Annotated in this window: 20 protein-coding genes; 8 read left to right on the forward strand and 12 right to left on the reverse strand. The window is 67.4% G+C overall.

Annotation, left to right across the window (positions count from 1 at the left end):
- Nucleotides 1-4 precede the first annotated feature (4 nt).
- Nucleotides 5-1,114 (forward strand): cytochrome P450, encoded by a 1,110-nt coding sequence (locus H5J31_RS03420; protein ID WP_181770945.1) that lies wholly within the window; start codon nt 5-7, stop codon nt 1,112-1,114.
- Nucleotides 1,115-1,156: 42 nt separating this feature from the next.
- Here H5J31_RS03420 and H5J31_RS03425 read toward each other — a convergent pair whose 3' ends face one another.
- From H5J31_RS03425 to H5J31_RS03440, 4 genes are all read right to left on the reverse strand, one after another.
- Complete coding sequence (locus tag H5J31_RS03425; protein ID WP_181770946.1) at nt 1,157-1,363, reverse strand: CsbD family protein; 207 nt, start codon at nt 1,361-1,363, stop codon at nt 1,157-1,159.
- Between the two features lie 97 nt (nt 1,364-1,460).
- The gene (locus H5J31_RS03430; protein WP_181770947.1) at nt 1,461-1,877 is read right to left on the reverse strand and encodes a VOC family protein; all 417 of its coding nucleotides are present in this window, start codon (nt 1,875-1,877) and stop codon (nt 1,461-1,463) included.
- Nucleotides 1,878-1,909: 32 nt separating this feature from the next.
- Nucleotides 1,910-2,791 carry an alpha/beta hydrolase gene (locus H5J31_RS03435; RefSeq protein ID WP_181770948.1) on the reverse strand — a complete coding sequence of 294 codons (882 nt, stop codon included), beginning with the start codon at nt 2,789-2,791 and terminating at the stop codon, nt 1,910-1,912.
- Nucleotides 2,792-2,811: 20 nt separating this feature from the next.
- On the reverse strand, nt 2,812-3,312 hold the full coding sequence (locus tag H5J31_RS03440) for an ATP-binding protein (protein ID WP_181770949.1): 501 nt from the start codon (nt 3,310-3,312) through the stop codon (nt 2,812-2,814).
- A gap of 383 nt (nt 3,313-3,695) precedes the next feature.
- Between H5J31_RS03440 and H5J31_RS03445 the strand changes: the two genes are divergently transcribed.
- Nucleotides 3,696-4,307: a LysE family translocator gene (locus H5J31_RS03445; RefSeq protein WP_181770950.1), complete on the forward strand. Its 612-nt coding sequence runs from the start codon at nt 3,696-3,698 to the stop codon at nt 4,305-4,307.
- Nucleotides 4,308-4,318: 11 nt separating this feature from the next.
- Nucleotides 4,319-4,969 carry a B3/B4 domain-containing protein gene (locus tag H5J31_RS03450; protein WP_181770951.1) on the forward strand — a complete coding sequence of 217 codons (651 nt, stop codon included), beginning with the start codon at nt 4,319-4,321 and terminating at the stop codon, nt 4,967-4,969.
- Here H5J31_RS03450 and ku read toward each other — a convergent pair.
- Nucleotides 4,956-5,912 carry a non-homologous end joining protein Ku gene (ku, locus tag H5J31_RS03455; protein WP_181770952.1) on the reverse strand — a complete coding sequence of 319 codons (957 nt, stop codon included), beginning with the start codon at nt 5,910-5,912 and terminating at the stop codon, nt 4,956-4,958. The two genes, H5J31_RS03450 and ku, sit on opposite strands and share 14 nt — an antisense overlap.
- A gap of 57 nt (nt 5,913-5,969) precedes the next feature.
- Nucleotides 5,970-6,248 (reverse strand): YggT family protein, encoded by a 279-nt coding sequence (locus H5J31_RS03460; protein ID WP_181770953.1) that lies wholly within the window; start codon nt 6,246-6,248, stop codon nt 5,970-5,972.
- Nucleotides 6,249-6,698: 450 nt separating this feature from the next.
- Between H5J31_RS03460 and H5J31_RS03465 the strand changes: the two genes are divergently transcribed.
- Nucleotides 6,699-9,632: an AfsR/SARP family transcriptional regulator gene (locus H5J31_RS03465; protein ID WP_181770954.1), complete on the forward strand. Its 2,934-nt coding sequence runs from the start codon at nt 6,699-6,701 to the stop codon at nt 9,630-9,632.
- A gap of 260 nt (nt 9,633-9,892) precedes the next feature.
- On the forward strand, nt 9,893-10,966 hold the full coding sequence (locus tag H5J31_RS03470) for a SagB/ThcOx family dehydrogenase (protein ID WP_181770955.1): 1,074 nt from the start codon (nt 9,893-9,895) through the stop codon (nt 10,964-10,966).
- 332 nt (nt 10,967-11,298) lie between these two features.
- Here the strand turns inward: H5J31_RS03470 and H5J31_RS03475 are convergent, their stop codons facing one another.
- Complete coding sequence (locus H5J31_RS03475; RefSeq protein ID WP_181770956.1) at nt 11,299-12,513, reverse strand: HNH endonuclease signature motif containing protein; 1,215 nt, start codon at nt 12,511-12,513, stop codon at nt 11,299-11,301.
- Between the two features lie 104 nt (nt 12,514-12,617).
- A complete protein-coding gene (locus tag H5J31_RS03480; RefSeq protein WP_181771034.1) occupies nt 12,618-13,328 on the reverse strand; it encodes a methyltransferase domain-containing protein in 711 nt (236 codons plus the stop codon).
- A 58-nt stretch (nt 13,329-13,386) separates the two neighbouring features.
- Here H5J31_RS03480 and H5J31_RS03485 point away from each other — a divergent pair, with 58 nt between their 5' ends.
- The gene (locus tag H5J31_RS03485; RefSeq protein ID WP_236004640.1) at nt 13,387-13,773 is read left to right on the forward strand and encodes a MerR family transcriptional regulator; all 387 of its coding nucleotides are present in this window, start codon (nt 13,387-13,389) and stop codon (nt 13,771-13,773) included.
- Here the strand turns inward: H5J31_RS03485 and H5J31_RS03490 are convergent, their stop codons facing one another.
- Together H5J31_RS03490 and H5J31_RS03495 are read right to left on the reverse strand one after the other, a co-directional pair.
- Nucleotides 13,774-14,361, reverse strand: coding sequence for a DUF305 domain-containing protein (locus tag H5J31_RS03490; RefSeq protein WP_181770958.1), 588 nt, complete (start codon nt 14,359-14,361; stop codon nt 13,774-13,776).
- A 50-nt stretch (nt 14,362-14,411) separates the two neighbouring features.
- Nucleotides 14,412-14,786, reverse strand: a complete 375-nt coding sequence (locus H5J31_RS03495; RefSeq protein WP_181770959.1) for a DUF6153 family protein — start codon at nt 14,784-14,786, stop codon at nt 14,412-14,414.
- A 35-nt stretch (nt 14,787-14,821) separates the two neighbouring features.
- Between H5J31_RS03495 and H5J31_RS03500 the strand changes: the two genes are divergently transcribed.
- A complete protein-coding gene (locus H5J31_RS03500) occupies nt 14,822-15,868 on the forward strand; it encodes a winged helix DNA-binding domain-containing protein (protein WP_181770960.1) in 1,047 nt (348 codons plus the stop codon).
- Here the strand turns inward: H5J31_RS03500 and H5J31_RS03505 are convergent.
- Nucleotides 15,861-17,018, reverse strand: coding sequence for an epoxide hydrolase family protein (locus H5J31_RS03505; RefSeq protein ID WP_181770961.1), 1,158 nt, complete (start codon nt 17,016-17,018; stop codon nt 15,861-15,863). The genes H5J31_RS03500 and H5J31_RS03505 overlap by 8 nt on opposite strands.
- A 78-nt stretch (nt 17,019-17,096) precedes the next feature.
- Here H5J31_RS03505 and H5J31_RS03510 point away from each other — a divergent pair, with 78 nt between their 5' ends.
- A complete protein-coding gene (locus tag H5J31_RS03510; protein ID WP_181770962.1) occupies nt 17,097-17,489 on the forward strand; it encodes an NUDIX hydrolase in 393 nt (130 codons plus the stop codon).
- Here H5J31_RS03510 and H5J31_RS03515 read toward each other — a convergent pair.
- Nucleotides 17,471-18,685, reverse strand: a complete 1,215-nt coding sequence (locus tag H5J31_RS03515; protein WP_181770963.1) for an MFS transporter — start codon at nt 18,683-18,685, stop codon at nt 17,471-17,473. The two genes, H5J31_RS03510 and H5J31_RS03515, sit on opposite strands and share 19 nt — an antisense overlap.
- Between the last annotated feature and the right edge of the window lie 13 nt (nt 18,686-18,698).

The following is an 18,698-nucleotide window of genomic DNA, read 5'->3' on the forward strand; positions in this document are numbered from 1 at the left end:
TGTTGTGCTCCCCGACCCGTTCGCCGCGACGATCCGCGGCATCACCGATTCCGACCTCGTCCGCCCCGCGTTGCGTGCCGCCGGCCCCCTCGTCGAAGTGGCCGCGCCAGCCGGCGGAAAGGCGTGGATCGTCACCGAGGAAGAGCTGGCCCGCGAGGTCCTCTCCGACCCGCGCATCGCCAAGGACCCCGCGCACGCCCCTTGGGATCCGGCCGTCGCCGGCCTCGAACAGACCGCTGCCGAACAGCCGTCACTCACCACCCTGGACGGCCCCGACCACGCACAACTGCGTCGAGCACACGCCCCGCTGCTCAGCGCCAAACGCATCCAGGCCCAATCCGGCCGGATCCACGAAATCGCGCGGGAACTGCTGACGGACCTGGGCGGCGAGGCCGACCTCATGGACGGCTTCTCCACCCGGTTCCCGCTCACCGTGCTACTCGATCTGCTGGGTATCCCGCTCGGCCTGCTCGACGACGCCGTCGACGCCTGCCGCCGCATGTCCGATCCCGAACCGGGCGCCCAGGGCAAGGCCATCGCCGCGATCGCGGGCCTCGCCGCGGCAGGGCTGACGCCGGACCGGCACGGGCTCGCCGCGGAACTGCGCGAACGGGTCCCGCCGGGGACTTCCGACGACGACCTGCGGTACCACCTGTTCTCGTTGATCTTCGCCGGGCAGCTGACCACCGACGCGTCTCTCGGCTTCCTGGTCGCCCGGCTCCTCCACGGCGACACCGCCCCCGTGGACGACCTGGTCCGCGAGACACTCCGGGTGCATCCGCCCGCACCGTTCACCCTCTGGCGCTTCACCACCACGGAGATCGACCTCGCCGGTGTCCGTCTCCCCGCCGGGGCACCGGTGCTCGTCGACATCCAGGGCATCAACACCGATCCGGCCAGGAAACCGGGCCAGGACCTGGCGTTCGGCGCGGGTCCGCATTTCTGCGTCGGCGCCCAGCTCGCGCAGCTCGAACTGCGGGCGGCGGCGACGGTCCTGCGCGAGGACTTCCCCCGCGCGCGGCTCGCGGTTCCGTACGCCGAGCTCCGGCAGACGTTCCTCGGCGGCATCCAAGGCACGCGGCTGACCAGCCTGCCGATCCTCCTGAACGGATGAAAAAGGGCCGGGGCAGTCGCTGCCCCGGCCCGTAGGGAACCGCTACTTCTTGAAGGTGTCGCGGATCTTGTCCGCCGCGTCGCCGACAGCGTCCTTCACGTTCTCGACGGCGCCCTTGAGACCGGCCTTCGCCTGGTCCGCCTGGCCTTCCGCACGCAGTTCCTCATTGCCGGTGGCGTCACCGGCGGTTTCCTTGGCCTTACCGCCCAGCTCTTCCGCCTTGTTGCTGATCTTGTCGCCCAACGACATCGGGTCCTCCTCCGTCCGTGGCGCCCGGATCGTGCGCCGTCACAGGGAGGACAACCCTTGATCGGGATTCGTCATGCGCACGGACGGGTGATCACGCTCACGCCACCCGCCAGGGCATGTGCTGCAACGTCCAGGTGTTGCCGTCCGGGTCGCTGAAGGCCGCGTAGAAGACTCCACCCATGTCCTCGACAGGACCGACCTCGGTTCCCCTCGCGATGAGCGCGGCGCGAGCCTCCTCGATGTCCGCGACCACCAGATGGAGCCCGCGCAGCGTCCCGACCGGCATGTCGAGCGACGCGATCCCGGTGGCCAGGGTGATCGAGCAGGCCGAACCGGGCGGCGTGAGCTGGACGATCCGGACCCCGTCGGCCGGCCGGACGTCGACGTCGAGGTGGAAGCCGAGCCGCTCCGTGTAGAACTCTTTCGCCCGATCGATGTCGCTGACCGGCACCGGGACGAGTTCGAGCAGGAACGTCCCGGGCGGGACCGGGGGCGCGGGCTGGGAGTCGGTCACAGGGCGTTCCTTTCGCCGGAAGGGAAGGACCACTAAAGCAGGGAAGCGACGGCGGCGGCGAACGCTTCAGGCGCCTCCTGAGGAACGTTGTGGCCGACGCCCGGCAGAACGCGGTGGTCGTAGGCGCCCGTGAAGTACTCGCGGTCGCCTTCCGCACTGGGCCCGCCGACTCCGTCGTCCCCGCTTTCCAGCACGACGGTCGGCACCGTGATGGCCGGTTCCTTCGCGATCAGGTCTTCGAGCGCCTGGTACCGCGGATCCCCTTCCGCCAGGCCGAACCGGTGCCGATAGGAGTGGATGACGACGTCGACGAAATCCGGGTTGTGCAGGCTTGCCGCGCTGGCGGGGAACGCGGCGTCCGCTCCGGACCAGGTCGGCGACCAGGTGCGCCACAGCAAGGCGCACAGCTCGTCGCGGTTCGCCTCCAGGCCTCGACGGCCGCGCTCGGAGTGGAAATAGAACTGGTACCAGTAGGTGCGTTCCCACTCCGGCGGCGCCGGTTCCCCGGCATAGGCGAGGTTCTGGACGTTGTAGCCGTCCACGGAGACCAGCCCACGCACCCGCTCGGGCCACAACGCGGCCGCGATGCACGCCGCCCGGCCGCCCCAGTCGTATCCGGCGACGACGGCGTTTCCGAGCCCCAACGCGTCCATGAACTCCCGCAGGTCCTGCGCGAGCGCGGCCTGCTGCCCGGAGCGCGGCGTGGCGTGGTCGAGGAACCGCGTCCCGCCGAACCCGCGGAGATACGGCACATACACCGAAGCGCCGCCGGCCGCGAGGACCGTGGCGACCTCGTCGTAGGCGCGTACGTCGTACGGGAACCCGTGGAGCAGGATGACCGGCGGCCCACCCGCATCACCGGCGTGTTCGTACTCGATCTCCAGAACCGGGGTGGTGACGCGTTTCGAGCCCATCCTCGGATCCTTTCAGAGGATCAGCCGGACCAGCCGCTCAAGCGGGACAGAAGTCGCTCCAGAACCTCGGGATCGGCGCCGACCGGCTCACCGGAGACGGGCTCGTCCACCAGAGTCCGGCGGTCGCCCCGGCGCGGCAGCTGCACCTGTCCGGCGGACAGGCCACCGGGCAGCGGGAGTTCACACCAGGTGGTGACGCCGCCGGTCTCGCACGGCACCACCCCGGTACGCTCGCCCGGCGCGGGCGTCGGCGCGGCCAGATGGACGAGTTCGTGGTCGACCTCGATGACCAGCACGTCGGCCTGCAGCCGCAATCTCAGCGTCAGGAACGGCGGCTCCTTCGGATCCGCCGCGTCGACCAGCGCGTCCACCAGTCTGGCGGCGGCGGTCTTCGCCTGATCGAGCAACGGCCGCAAGGACCAATCCGACAAGATGAGACGGACGAAGAGCTCGGAGCACAACACGGCATTCGGTTGTGCCACCAGCCGGAGGTCGTCCACCTGGGAGGTGCGCGCGCTCAAACCAAGGCCTTCCTCGTCGACGTGCGAGCGTGCATCATGCCACTCCATCCGGTGACGGATTCAAGCCGCCCAGACGATCGCCTCCAGCGCGACGCGCCCGAGCCCGGCCAGGTCACGGACCTCTTCTGGGCCAGAAGCCCCGCCACCCAGCCCCGATAGGACACCAGTTCGGGCCTCTCGGCACGGTTCTTCGCCGGTGACGTCGGCGAAAACCGGCTTCCAACAGGGTCTTCGGCGAAGTTGACCGGCACATTTGCGTTCTCTCCGACGGCGATCCCCAGACGGAGATGGTGCTCAGCCTCTCGGGCGCCAGCGTTTGGCCCTGTAAGCCGACTCGACTTTGGCTCTGTTCGGCAGACCAAACCACCAGCACAGTGGTCGGCGTGAGCATCGCCTTCCTGATCACCACGCTGGTCGTGGTCGCCACGCCCGGCACCGGCGTGGTCTACACGTTGTCCGCCGGGCTGACCCGCGGCAAACGCGCGAGCGTGATCGCCGCGACCGCCTGCACGCTCGGCATCATCCCCCATATGGTCGCCGCGATCACCGGTCTCGCGGCGCTGCTGCACGCGAGCGCGGTGGCCTTCGAAATCATCAAATACCTTGGCGTGGCCTACCTTCTCTACATGGCGTGGTCGACGTTGAGGGACCGGGACGCGATCGTCGTCGAGGGCGACCCCGAACCGAAGTCGGCGCTGCGGACGATCACCTCCGGCGTGCTGATCAACGTCCTGAACCCGAAGCTGACGCTGTTCTTCTTCGCGTTCCTGCCCCAGTTCGTCCCGGCGGGCGAACCCGGGTCCATCCCCCGGATGCTGTTGCTGAGCGGGGTTTTCATGCTGGCGACGTTCGTGGTGTTCAGCGTGTACGGCGTCCTCGCCGCCGGCGTGCGCCACCACGTCATCTCCCGGCCGCGCGTGCTCGCCTGGATGCGGCGGATCTTCGCCGGATCCTTCGCCGCGCTCGGCGCCAAACTCGCCTTCACCACCCAGTAGACAGGTTTCGCATGCGACTCCAGCACAGCCCCGAGGTCCGCGCCGAGTTTCCCGGCCTCGCCGTCGGGACGCTTTCGGCCACCGGGATCACCACCGAACTGCCGGTCGAAGTCGAGAAGTTCCTTGCGCGGGCATCGCGACGCCTCGCGGACGGGCCGGAATCGGAGTTCCCGGAGATCCAGGCCTGGCGCCGGGCGTTCGGCAAGATGGGACTGAAGCCGACCCAGTACCGCTGCGCGTCGGAATCCCTGCTGCGCCGGCTACGGAAAGAGGGCACGCTCCCCCGGATCCATCCGGTGATCGACCTCTGCAACGCGGTGTCGGTCGCGTACGCCATCCCGGTCGCGGTGCTCGACGTCGCCAAGATCGGCGGCTCGCTCGAAGTCCGTCACGCTCGGGGCGACGAGAAGTACATGACCTTCGGAGGCACCGTGGAGCACCCGAATCCGGGCGAGGTGATCTTCGCCGACGAGGACGGTCAGGCCCACGCCCGGCGGTGGACGAACCGGCAGAGCGGGCACTCCGCGGTATCCGCCGCGACGTCCGACGTGCTGATCGTGTCGGAAGGCCTCCACGCGACGGCGGCCGAGGACGTCCCGCTGCTGATCGAGGCCATCGCCGGTGAACTGACGGCGGCCGGTGTGACGCTTACGAGGCCTTGAGCGTCTTCTCCAACCCGGCCCGCGTCATCTTCGACCGTCCCTTGATGTCGCGTTCCCGCGCCAGCTTCTCCAAGTCCGCCTTCGACAGGGAAGCCAGATCCTTCCTGGCAGGCGTCTTCTTGGCTGACGTCTTCTTGGCCGACTTCCCCGACGACGCCTTCTTCGTGGACTTACCGTTCTCGACGCTCTTCGAAAGCGCCTCGAACAGGTCGACGACCTTCGTCGGCTCACCTGGCTCGGCGGCGGGCGTGATCGTCTTGCCCTTCTTCTTGGCCTTGATCAGCTTCCGCACGCGATCGTTGTAGGTGTCGCGATATTCCTCGGGCCGCCAGTCGTCGCTCATCGCGTCGATCAGGTCGACCGCCATGTCGAGTTCCTTGCCGCGCGCCTTCGCCTTGCCGGGCAGGTCCGGGAGCTGTTCGGCGGGGTCGCGGAGATCGGCGGCGAAATGCAGGGTGTTGAGCACCATGACGCCGTCACCCGAACGGATCAACGACAGGTATTCGCGGCCGCGCATGACGAACTTCGCGATCCCGGCCCGGCCGGACGAGCGCATCGCTTCGAGCAGCAGCGCATACGGACGCTCGAATTCCTCTTTCGCCGGCGCCAGCCAGTACGTCTTGTCGAAGAACATGGGGTCGATGTCGTCCAGTTCGACGAAACTCTCGATGTCGAGCGACTTCGACCGGCCCGGGGCGATCTCGTCGAGTTCCTCGGGTTCGACGAGCACGTACTCGCCGCTGTCGAACTCGTAGCCCTTGACGATGTCGTCGTAGTCGACTTCCTTGCCGGTGCGCTCGTTCACGCGCCGATACCGGATGCGATCCTCGGTCCCGCGTTGGAATTGGCGGAAGTGCACCTTGTGGTCCTCGACGGCGCTGTACAGCCGGACCGGCACAGTCACCAGTCCGAGTGAAAGGGACCCGCTCCAGACCGGGCGCATGGGCACACTCCTCTCGTCCCCGCCCACATACCCTGAATCGCGGCCGATCACACCTGGTCAGAGGCTGAAAGCGACCGACTGCAGGACGACGACGGCCAGGAAGACGAGGGTGAACGCGAGGTCGAACGCCACGCCACCGGCCCGCACCGGGCGGACCACGCGGCGGACGGGCGCGATCACCGGCTCAGTGACCCTGTGGGTGATCCCGCGCGCCCGGAACGACCAGGGCGGCATCCGGCCGGCGAGGGTCACGGCCCAGTCCAACACCAGCCGGGCGACAAGCACGATCAGGAACATTGTGAGCAGGACACCCACCAGATTGCCCAGAGCACTCATGACGGCACACTCCTCTTTTCCCCAGTGTGCCGCGCGTTTCTGAGAGGAACCTGTCGGGAGAAACCGATGACGGCGAGGGTGCTCCCAGGGCGGTTGACCACCCCCAGATCGAAGGCCAACCGCCGTGGAGCCCCTTCATGCGGCCTCGGCACGCTGCCCCGTCGCGCCGAACCCCGCCCAGCCGATGTCTTCAGCTTTCCAAGGCCCTGCATCGGAATTACATCGGCTCGCCACCGGCGCTCGTCCGCGCAGATCAGGGGGTTCCGGGAGTAGACTCGGACCGGTTCCACGGCAGGCTCGAAGCCCTCGGCTAGGCCGAATGCCGGACAGCGTTCCCCCACGCCGTCCTGGCTGGAGGCCGGAACGGTGGGTTAGGGTGCCGATCACCGGGCGAGCGGACTGGGAGGTAGTGCTTGAGCACTCTCACGGTCTCGGACGACATAGTCGCATATGACCGTCGATCCTTTACCTGAAACGGCCGGATCGCCCAAGACCGGTGGTGATCCGAAAAGCGGTGGTCAGCCCTCTCAGCTCAGTTTTTCCGTCCTCGGCCCGCTCGAAGCCGAGGTCGACGGCGTCCCCGTCCGGCTCGGCGGACGCCGTGAACAACGACTGCTCGCCTCCCTACTGATCAACGCGGGCAGGCTCGTCCCGGCGTCCTACCTGATCGGCACGATGTGGCCGGAGAGGCCGCCGAAGACCGCCGTCCGCCAGGTCAGCAACGCGATCGCCCGGCTGCGGCACGATCTCGGCGTCGCGCGGTCGGCAGTGGTCACCACCGGTTCGGCGTACCGCATCGTCACCAGCAGCGCGTCACTCGACTCGGCCCGGTTCGAGGCGGACTATCGCCAAGGTGCGGAACTCCTGGCCGCGGGGCTGATCTCCCAGGCGGCGGGCAAACTCGCGGACGCCCTCGCGCTCTGGCGCGGCCCCGCCTTCGACGGTCTCGACGGCGACGCCATCGAACAGACGGCGCGACGGCTCGACGAAGAACGCCTCGCCGCCCGCGAACTCCTCATCGGCGCCCGGCTCCGGCTCGGGGAGACCGACACCGCGGTCCGCGAGGCCTTCGACCTCGCCGCCCGGCATCCCACTCGCGAGACCCTGCAGTGCCTGACCATGCTGGCGCTCTACCGGGCGGGCCGCGGCGCCGACGCGCTCCGGACGTTCGACCGGGCGAGGACGGCGCTGGCCGAGGAGCTCGGTGTCGACCCTGGCGCCGAATTGAGCGCACTCCACCAGCAGATCCTGCGCACGGACGCCGAACTGATGGAGGACACCTCCCTCATCCGGTACGGCGTGGGCGGTCTCCGCGCCGGGATGGACACCAGCGGACGACGTGAGGACGCGGACGCGCGGAAGGCGCTCTTCCCCCGACCAGCACAACTGCCCGCGGACCTCCCCGCGTTCGGTGGCCGCGCCGCGGAGCTGGAAACGGTCCTCGAGATCGGCCAGGCCGGTTCGTCGGCCGGGCCGAGGCTGATCGCGATCGACGGCATGCCCGGCGTCGGCAAGACCGCACTGGCCGTCCACGCCGCTCACCGGCTGGCGCCGATGTACCCCGACGGGCAACTCTTCGTCAACCTCGAAGGGTTTTCGCCTGCGGGTGACCCGGTGGATCCTGCCGCGGCACTGGAGTCGCTGCTGCGCTCGCTCGGCATCCAGGGTTCGGACATCCCCGCCGGCACCGGGCAGCGTGCGGCGTTGTTCCGCAGCTGTCTCGCCGGCAAACGCATGCTCGTGGTGCTGGACAACGCCATCAGCGCGACGCAGGTGAGCCCGCTGCTCCCCGGTTCGGCGAGCTGTTGCGTGCTGATCACCAGCCGGACCAGGCTCGCCGACCTCGACGGTGCGGAGTTGCTCTCCCTCGAACCGTTCAGCCGCGCGGACGCGGTGGACCTGCTCGGCCGGATCGTCGGACCGTCCCGGCTGAAGCGGGAATCCCCCGACGCGGCCGACCAGGTCGCGAGCCTATGCGGCGATCTGCCGCTCGCACTGGCCGTCACGGCGAGCCGCCTGCGAGCGCGGGCGTCCTGGACACTCGACTTCGTCGCCCGGCAGTTGCGTGACGAACGGAACAGATTCGGCGAACTCACCGCAGGGGAACGCGACGTCGCCGGCGCTTTCCGGGTGTCCTATCTGAACCTGTCCGAAGCGGAACGCCGGGTGTTCCGGCGCTTGAGCCATCACCCCGGTGCCGCCTTCGACCTGCATTCGACGGCCGCGCTGGCCGAAGTGGGCCTCGGCGAGGCCCGCCGCCTGGCCGAACGACTGGTCGACGTGAATCTTTTACGGCAACCGTCGATGGACCGGTACGAAATGCACGACCTCCTTCGCAGCTACGCCCGTGAACTGCTGTTCGCGGAAGAGCCCGAAGACCAGCGCGACACCATGATGCGGCGGCTGTTCGACTACTACCGCTGCACCGTCGCCGCCGCGATGGAATTCATCGACCCCGATACCGACGACGAGCCCCGCGACGGCCTCGAGGTCCCGAAGAGCGAATTCGGGCAGTCGTTCGCCGACTACGACCAGGCCGCGCACTGGATGGACAACCAATGGCAGAACGTCCTGCCGGTGGCCGTCGCCATGAACCATTCCCAGCACTATTCGGACCTCGTGCTCTTCTGTTCGTCGGTCTGGCGCTACTTCGACAACCGCGGTCACTACCACCAGGCCAGGGAAATCCACACGCTCGCGCTGTCCGCAGCCCGGGCGACCGGAAATCTGGTACTGGAGTACCAGGCCTTGCACAACTACGGCCTCACCCTCTGGCGGGCAAAGGAGTACACCGAAGCGAATCGCCTGTTCGGCGAGGTGTTCGAACTGGCCGCGACCACGGGCGACGTCCGGATGCAATGCCGGGCGAAGGGGAACTCCGCCCTCACCCACTGGCTCACCGGCGAGACGGAAGAGGCGATCGAGCAACTCGGATGGGTCCGCGACACCGCGAAGGCCATAGGGAACGCCCTCATCGAGGCCCGCGCCCGGCACCGGATCGGACTGATCCACACCGAGAAGGACCGCCACCTTGAAGCGGCAGGAGAGCTCGACCAGGCACTACGGCTGGCCCATGAAAACGAATCGGCCGACCTCGAGGCCGAATGCTTCATCGCCCTCGGCATCAATTCGCGCTCCGTCGGCGATGCCGAACTCGCGGTCTCCCAGTTGACCACCGCGCTGGAAGTTCTCGGATCGACCGGGAATCGCAGCATGCAGCCCATCGCCCACCATGAAATGGCGACCTCGCTCGACATTCTCGGTGAGCGACCGAAAGCGGACCGTCATCGCAGACTGGCCTTGCGACTCTACGCCGAGCTCGGCATTTCAGACTCCGCCGAGGTACGCGAACTCAGACAGCACCTGACCGATTACTCGGCGTAATTCGTCGTTTCGCTCCGGTACTCTGATGGAGTAGGTATATTCGCTTGACCGGAGCAACTGATCACGTAGAGGATCGGCCACATGGAAGACGACGATGACGAATTCCTGACCGAAATCGAAGCCGAGTACCGGGTTCTCCAGCAGTGGGGCCCGTTCGATCCGCCGCCGGGCGGAACACCGCCATTCCGTCCGCGACGCTGAATGACCGGGCGGATTCGCTAAGTATTCGCACTACTGGGGACTGGGGCGCAAGACATTCGATGCTGGTAAGGGTTTCCTCTTGTGGAACGCTTTACTGGTCCGAAGGTGAGCTGATCTGGGACGATCACCTCGGACATCGCCAGCTCAAACTCGCCGAAGGAACCGAACAGGTTCTGCGATGGTTCGGTTCGTGGCGAGAGCCGGAATCGGTGCGTGACGCGGACGAGAATCCCGAGACGCGGGAAAGGCTCGTCCGCATCACGCGCGCGATGATCCGGTACGACGTGCTGGTGGTCAAAGGTTCTTCCCGCCAGCGGAGGGAAGAAGAGATCCTTCGGGACTGGGGTCCCTGGGGAGCGTCCGCGAGGGCGTTCCACTTCGGCACCCGATCGCTACGGCAAACCGAGTTCACGACCAGCGAGACGACCGCGAAAACCCTGCTGGAGAAGGCGAAGGCCAATCCTCCGCCTTCTCCGGTGAGGCCGTCGGGCGACTTCGAGGCGATACCGCTGCCCGAACCGTCGCCCGAACCGCTGAACGCGATCGGGCTCGGCGAGGCCCTGCGGAAGCGCAGAAGCGTCCGCGAGTTCGGTGAAGAACCGTTGCCGCTGCGTGCTTTGAGCGCCTTGCTCACGGCCGCCCGGCCGACGAGGCCGGAAACGCATCCCGACATCCCGGCCACTGGGAACGTCTTCAAGACGAGCCCGTCCGGCGGCGCGCGGCATCCGACCGAGGTGTACGTCTACGCGAGGAACGTCGGGGGCCTCGAATGCGGGGTCTACCACTATGACGCTTTCGGGCATGGGCTCACGCCACTGGGCGGCAAGATCGACGACGACGAACTGGTCGCACTCGCCGGTGACCAGGAATGGACCGGGAACGCCGGCGCGCTGCTGATCTACACCAGTGTCATCGAGCGGAACCAGTGGAAGTACCCGGTGAGCCGGACGTACCGGATCCTGCTGATGGACGTCGGCCATCTCAGCCAGACCGTCTACCTGCTGGCGACGGCGCTCGGGCTGAACATCACCTTCACCGCAGCGCTGCGCGACGAGATGGTCGAGCAACTCCTCGGCTGCGACCCGGCGAACGAACTGGTGCTCGGCATGTCGGTGCTCGGCACTCCCGCGTAAAGAGCACGTAAAGGCCCCCCTGGATCCAACAAGCTTCATACGAGGCAAGCGTGAGCGTCCCGACGACCTCCTGGGCCTGCCCCGCCGACATCCCGGTCTGGCCAGCTGCGCGGCGACCACGTCCTTCGACGCGGGCCCGAAGCCAAGCTCGACCGGCTTCCGAACCTCTTCGTTGGTCGCCGACTGCTCGTCAACCGGCCCACCGCCGCCCGCGAAGCGTCACGGACGTTCGGCGCGAAGTTAGCCCTCACCGACGAGGCGAACAGGGTGTCGAACGCCGGCGTGCCGAACATGCCGCCGAGCTCATCGACGTCCGAGGAACGCTCGGTTCGTCAGGCCGCATCAGCATCGCCTTGGGCGCCACCTTCCCTGGCCTCGTCAGAGAACGGGGCGTCGGAGCGGGATTCATGGAACGGTTCCGGTGCCGTTTCGTAGCGGTGCCCCGACGGCGTGGTGATGATCATGCCGCCGTTGCCGGTGGGTTCCGCGGACCAGCCGGGTTCTTCGCGGAGCAGGTTGTGGCCTTTGCAGTAAACATGGCAGTTGTGGTGGTTGGTCCTGCCGTCGCGGGCCCGGCCGACGATGTGGTCGATCTCGGACGACTCCGCGGGCCGGTGGCAGCCGGGCTGCGTGCATTCCCGATCCCGGGCCTTGATCAACCGCGCCAAGGAGGCCGGTGACCGATACTTGTCGGCCCCCGCTTCCAGTAGCTGCCCGGTGGCGGGGTCGGTGATCAGACGGGACCAGGTCGAGCCGGGGTCGGAGGCGATTTCGCGCGCCAGCCAGTCCGGGATGGGTCCGTAGCCTGCCAGGAACGCGGGGTCATTACGTGCACCGACGAGGGTCAAGAAGTCCACATAGACATGGATATGCGCCCGCAGCTTCCCTCGTCTCTCCTCGGCCAGCAGCCGTTCGGCGAAGATATCCGCCCGATGCTGACCTAGAGTGCGGGACTTGTCCTTGAACCGTCGAGCCTTCGCCGCCCGGCTCATCGACGCATAGATCGAGCTGGCGACCTCTGCGGGGAGATAACCGGAGAGTGAGGACATCGTCTCGTCCTCGTGCTTCAACGAGACATGCCTCGCCGCGCGTTTCTTCGCGGCGCGTTCGCGATAGCCGGCGGGGTCGAACTTCTGCACCGCATGGCTCACCGAACGGCGGATCGCCTCCGGATCACGCTCGGCGAGACGGTTCGCCATCCAGGCATCCACCTGGGCGGCGACCTCGTCCGACACCTCCCGGGTCAGGCGGGTGACCCGGGAGGCTTTGAACAGGTCGATGTCACCGCGTTCCAACGCCGCCAGCGTATGAGGCAGGCGGCGCACCAGTGCGCAGGCGATTTCCAGCAGCAGGAACGCTCGATTGCGAGTGACCGAGAAGCGCAAGGCGACTTCCTCGGTCATCGATCTTCGCGATCCGGCGACAGCAGCGAAATCGGCTAACGCCCGCACCTGACGCCCCTGCGCCTGACGAAGCAGAACCTCCTCGTCGAACGCGGCATCCAGAAAGCGAGCGGTCTTCGGGTTATGAGCAAGAGTTGGGGTCATGACCATGATCGTACTCGAACAGACGTTCGAGTTCACGTAATTTCGTGATCGGATTTACGCGGAGAGTGAACGGTGAAAATACGCACCCACTGTCCACGAATCAGTCATCGACGGGCACTACCAGACGCCAGGAACTGCGGTACAGCAACAAGCCTCCCCTCTTCAAGCTGCTCCGTCAGCCAGATCTCCCCCTCCTCAACGGAAACAGCCCCCACGCGAACAGCCACCTCGACCATCACCCGCCCTAACAGGCCACCATCCACAGTCGCGGTGACGACCTCCACCGCGACCTCACCGAACCCATAACCGGACAGCAGGCGCCGAAACCCGCGGGCCACCCGAGGAGCGGTGATCACCGAGGCACGCGCGCGCACGATCTCCCGAGTCAGTGCCGGATAAGAGGAATCGATCACCAATGCCTCCCAATCGTGCCCGGACAACACGATCCGCCCGCCGGGAACCAGAACCCGCCGAGCCTCCGCGAGAGCACGCGACGGCTCTGCCAACTCGTGGAACACCTTGTCCGCCCGATACCCCGCGAACCCACCGTCCACCGGCAACGAACAGGCGTCACCGGTCAGGAACTCCAGATCCGGAGACCGTCGACGAGCCTCCTCGACCATCTCGGAAGACAAGTCGACACCGACAGCGCGGAACCCCAGTGACGACAACTCGGCCACCGCCCGCCCGGCACCACAGCCGACGTCGAGCACCGCGGAACCGGGTTCCAGGCGGAGCAGTTCATAGGTCCGGGACCTCAAAGAGGCGGCTTCCGGCCGCGCGTCGGCGGCGTCGAGCCGCTGCATCAGGGACATACCGTTCGTGGACATACCGGCGATCGTCCGACTTAATGATGACATGAAGTCAAGCACCTTGAGCGTAGGCGAGGTCGCGGAGCGCTTCGGCCTGGCGACGCATGTCCTGCGGCACTGGGAATCCGTTGGTCTCCTCAAGCCGTCACGCTCGGGTGACCGGCGGCGCTACGCCGACGCCGATCTCTCCCGGATCGCGGTCATCCTGCGCTCCAAGGAAGCGGGAATCAGCCTCGACGGCATCCGTGAGATGTTCCAGAAACCGGGCGAGCGTGACGCGGTTCTCGAACGACACAAGGAAGAGCTCACGCGGCGAATCGCGGCCGCCCAGGCTTCCCTCACTCTCATCGACTGCGCTCTCGGATGCGAGCACGACGACTTCACCCAGTGCGCGCACTTCCAAGCGGTGATCGCGCAGGCCGGACGAGTCCGGCCTGCGCGATCGTGATCAGCCGAGCAGTGTCCGCATCTCGGTGATCTCGGTCTGCTGACCGTCGATCACCTTCTGCGCAAAAGCCTTCACCTCAGCATTGCTTCCTTGCTGCAGCACGGTCTTCGCCATCGTGAGCGCGCCTTCGTGATGCTTCACCATCATCTCCAGCCACTGCCGGTCGAAGGCCGCGTTCTCGGCCTGACCGAGTTTCGCGAGATCGTCCTCGGACGCCATCCCGGACATCGAGCCGTGTTCGGAGTGCTCACCCGACGGCGCCACTCCCCAGGCCTTCAGCAAGCCGTTCAGCTGCTGGATCTCCGGGCCCTGCGCCTGCTGGATCCGCGAGGCGAGGTCGACGACCTTCGCGTTGCGCGTACGGCCGTCGACGAGTTTCGCCATCGCGAGCGCCTGCTCGTGGTGCGGGATCATCCCTTGCGCGAAGGTGACATCAGCCTGGTTGTGGCCCGCCTGCTGGGGAGCAGGCACGTTCATCGTGGACATGTCGTGCCCGCTGGAGGGCTTGTCGGAGCTCGCGCAGCCGGCGAGCACGACGACGGAGGCCAGGGCGGCGAGCGCCGCCCCGACCAGTTTCCTGCTGGTCATGGTTCTTCCTCAGATCGGTTTTCGGGTATGACGGGGAAAGCTCCCGCCTGTCACACCCGCAACACGCAAAGGAAGGACAATCGCTCCGGAACCGGTCTCCATCTCGGCGGATCACGCCCAGATACCGAACCGTTCCACGGCCGCGTCTTCCATGTCGCCACGATCCGCCCCTTGCGGACGAGCAGCCAGGTGACGATCAGGAGCGCGGCCGCGGCCAGTACCGCGAGACACAGGTGCAGTCCATTGTGCTCACCACCGCCGTCGTGCGAAGGCATGTCCGTGCAACACGGATCCGCCATCGCGACGGCGACAGTCTCGTGACCGTGGCCGGATTCGGCCGCGACATGGTGCATTCCGACCAGTCCCAGCGCCACCACGCACAACAACAGCCACCGCAGGGCGGCCGGGTACGCGGACTGGGTCATGGGCTCCACCGTAGCCGACGTGAGATCGTCATCCGGTGACACTGTCCGACAACGACATCCGCGCCGTCCGCGCCCGCGCGCAACTGCTCGACGCCCGGGCCGCGGACGTGCTGGCCGTCGCCAGGTCCATCGCCGCGATCCAGGCGCAGTCGAGCCCGGCGGCCAGACTCGCGTTCCGGGTCCGGAGCCGGGGGTCGACCGCGGCGGACATCGACGCGTCCCGGGCGGTGGCTCGCACCTGGCTGATGCGCAAGACACTCCACCTGGTCCCGGCCGAGGATCTCCGCTGGCTGAATCGGCTGTTCGGTCCGCGCAACGCCCAGGCGGGCCAGGGACGCCGCAGGCAACTGGGCCTTACCGACGACCTCTGTGAACGAGCGCTGGAACACCTCCACGCCCTGCTGCCGGGCAAATCGCTCACCCGGCAGCAGATCGTGGAAGGCCTGGCGGGCAACGGGATCGCGCTCGATGCGAAGTCACAGGCTCCGGCTCATCTCTTGGCGTATGCGGCCAACCGAGGCTTGATCTGTCGTGGCCCGGACGACGGCTCGGAGCCGACGTACGTTCTTCTCGACGAGTGGATCACCGAGGAAACCAGCCCGGACGACCCGCATACGGAACTCGCCCGCCGGTATCTCACCGCCTACGGCATCGCGACGACCGACGACTTCGCCGCCTGGTCCGGACTTCCACTCGGCCTCTGCCGCAAGGCCTTCGACGCGCTGGACCTCGTGCGGGCGGGCGCCGGTTCCGCTCTCGCGGAAACGGATCTGACCGCTCCGGCCTGTCCCCCACGCCTGCTCGGCGCCTTCGACACCTACCTGCTGGGTTACCGGGACCGTGACTTGCTCCTCGACCCCGACCACGCGAAACGCGTCAACTCCGGCGGCGGGATGATCGCGCCCACCGTGCTGGTGGACGGCCGGATCGCCGGAACCTGGCACACCAAGCGGACCGCGAAGCGGACGAGCGTCGTCATAGAACCCTTCGCCACCCTGTCGCCGTCCGCCATCGTCGGCCTTGAGTCCGAAGTGGACGACTACGGCCGCTTCCTCGGGGAAGCGGCCGCTCTCGTCATTTGAGGGACCGGAAGAACTCCCGCACGTCCGCGATCAGGATCTCGGGCTCTTCCAAGGCGGCGAAGTGTCCGCCGCGGTCGACATCGGTCCAGCGGACGATCGTGTGGGCGTCTTCCGAATACCGCCGGATTCCGACGTCGTGCGCGAAGATCAGCGCCGCCGTGGGAACGCCGGAGTTCTTCTCGACCGCGCCCCAAGTCTCGGCCTGCGCGTACCCGACGTACGCCGACGAAGCCGCCGTACCGGTGAGCCAGGTGAACATGACGTTGGTGAGCAGCGTGTCGCGGTCGATGATCTCGTCCGGCAGCGTCGCGCGTGGATGCGTCCATTCACGGAACTTGTCCATGATCCAGGCCAGTTGCGCGACCGGGGAATCGATCAGGCCGTAGCCGAGTGTCTGCGGCCGGGTCGACTGGATCGCGATGTACCCGAACTCCTCCTGCATGAACGCCCCGATCCGCTGGATGCGGTCGCGTTCGAGATCGGTCAGCGAAGCCAGTTCCTCCTCGGACATCGACATCGGGGGCATCGGCGTCAGACCGCCGTTGACATGCACGCCGATCACCTTGGCCGGCGCGACCCGCGCCACCTCCGGGGACACCGAAGCGCCGAGGTCGCCGCCCTGAACGCCGTAAGTTTCGTAGCCGAGCCGGTTCATGAGCTCCGCCCAAGCACGCGCGATCCGCTGCATGGTCCAACCGGAATCCGAGACAGGGCCCGAGAAACCGAAGCCGGGAAGCGACGGGATGACGAGATGGAACGCGTCCGCGGGGTCTCCGCCGTGCGCCTTCGGGTCGGTGAGCGGGCCGATGACGTCGAGGAATTCCACCACCGAACCCGGCCAGCCGTGCGTGAGGATCAACGGCGTCGCGCCGGTCTCCGGCGAGCGGACGTGCAGGAAGTGGATGTTCTGCCCGTCGATTTCCGTGGTGTACTGCGGAAATCGGTTGATCTCGCGTTCGACGGCGCGCCAGTCGTAACCGTCACGCCAGTACTCGGCGAGCCCGCGTAGCCACGCCACCGGCACCCCGGTGTCCCAGCCGTCTCCGGGGAGCGGGGCGGGCCAGCGCGCGCTGTCGAGCTTCGCGTGCAGTTCGTCCAGCTGCTCCTGGGGGATGTCGAGCCGGAAGGGGCGGATCTCGGTGTTTTCCATGACGCCTACGCTAGGAGGCATTGCGGACAGGATCGGTCCTCAATGGGAAAGGTTCTCCGAATACGGGAAGATGCGCTGGTGACGGACAAGTACTTGGCGTACGGCAGGGTCATCCGCGACGGGAAGATCCTGTTCATCCGGCGGCGGCCAGGCTCCTTCCTCGGTGGCCATTGGGAGTTGCCGGGCGGGACGGTCGAGCCGGGCGAGGCGCCGGCCGAGACCGTGGTCCGCGAGTTCGCCGAGGAGACCGGGTTGACCGTGCGGGTTCTCGGCGAACGCGGCGCCTACAGCTGGGACGACGTCGGCGGCAGGCCGATGCTGATCCACGCCACGGTGTACGCGCTCGCCGAGGACGAGCCGGGCGAGGTCGTGCTCGACCCCGACGAACACGACGCTTTCGCCTGGTACACACCGGAAGAAGCCGCCGGACTCGACATCGCCGAGCACTTCCGTCAAGCCCTCGAAGACTGAACCCGAGCGAGTACGGGAACGGGTCTGGTCCGTTCCGCCCAGCGGACGGCGGGCGCGGTGAGCGTGCCCGCCAGCAGGAACAGCCCGCCCAGCACCACCCAGCCCAGCGCACCGCCCACCAGGATCAGGCCGGTCAGCAGGACCGGGCCGAGCATGCGCGCGATGGCCGTCCCGGCACCGAAGAGCCCTTGGTACTGACCCTGTTTGCCGTCCGGTGCGAGGCCGAAACCGATCTCCCACGAACCCGCCGCCTGCGCCATCTCCCCCACCACCTGCAACGCGGCCCCCGCGAGCAGGATCAGCGCGGCCGGCCACGCCGAATTACTCATGGCGGAGAACGAGAAGATCAGGCAGGAGACGAAGAGCAGCAACCCCGCGTACCGCGCATAGCGGGAGGCGCTGCGAAGCCCCGTGACGCCGCGCGCCACCCGCACCTGGAAGACCACGACGCTCGCCGTGTTGAGCACCAGCATCGCCGATACCAGCCAGCTCGGAGCGGCCGTCCGAGTCGAGATCCAGAGCGGCAGAACCAGGCTGAACAGCGGCATGTAGAGCAGCATGATCATGTTGAGCAGCGCCAGCAGCGCGTACGGGCGATCGCGGAGAACGGCCACGGACGGTTCCTCGGTCCGGATGGGCGCCGGAGCCACCGATGGAACCTTTCGAAGCACGAGAGCGGCGACGACAAAGGCGAGCGCGTCGATCACGAAGACCGTCAAGAAGGCCTCTTGCGTCCCGATCGCCAGCGCGATGCCGCCGAGTGCCGCGCCGACCGCGATCCCGGCGTTCGACATCGCCTGCAGCTTGGCGCGGAACGTGGTGCGCTCGGCCGGGTCGATCAAACCGGCGAGCAGCGCCTGCCTCGACGCGCCGAGACCGCATTGGAAACAGGCGTAGACGCAGGCCGCGATCACGAAGGCGACGACCGAGCCGATGAAGAGGAACGCCGCGACCGACGCGGCGGTGCCGAGCCCGAGCAGGACGGCCGTTCCCTTCGGCCCGCGACGGTCGGCCACATGCCCCAGCGCGACCCCGGCCACCGAACCGACCGCCCAGCCGACGGTGAGGCCGAGACCGACCTGTGCGGGCGACAGCCCGACGATCAGCGTGAAGTAGAGCGCCGAGCTGACGTAGTAGGCGCCGTCGCCGACGGAACTGATCAGCTGCGCCAAAGTCAGTCGCTTCGTGGACTCCATGGAATCAAGCTAG

Origin of the sequence: Amycolatopsis pittospori, from assembly GCF_013870525.1 — a bacterium.
In the GTDB taxonomy this organism is placed as follows: Bacteria; Actinomycetota; Actinomycetes; order Mycobacteriales; family Pseudonocardiaceae; genus Amycolatopsis; species Amycolatopsis pittospori.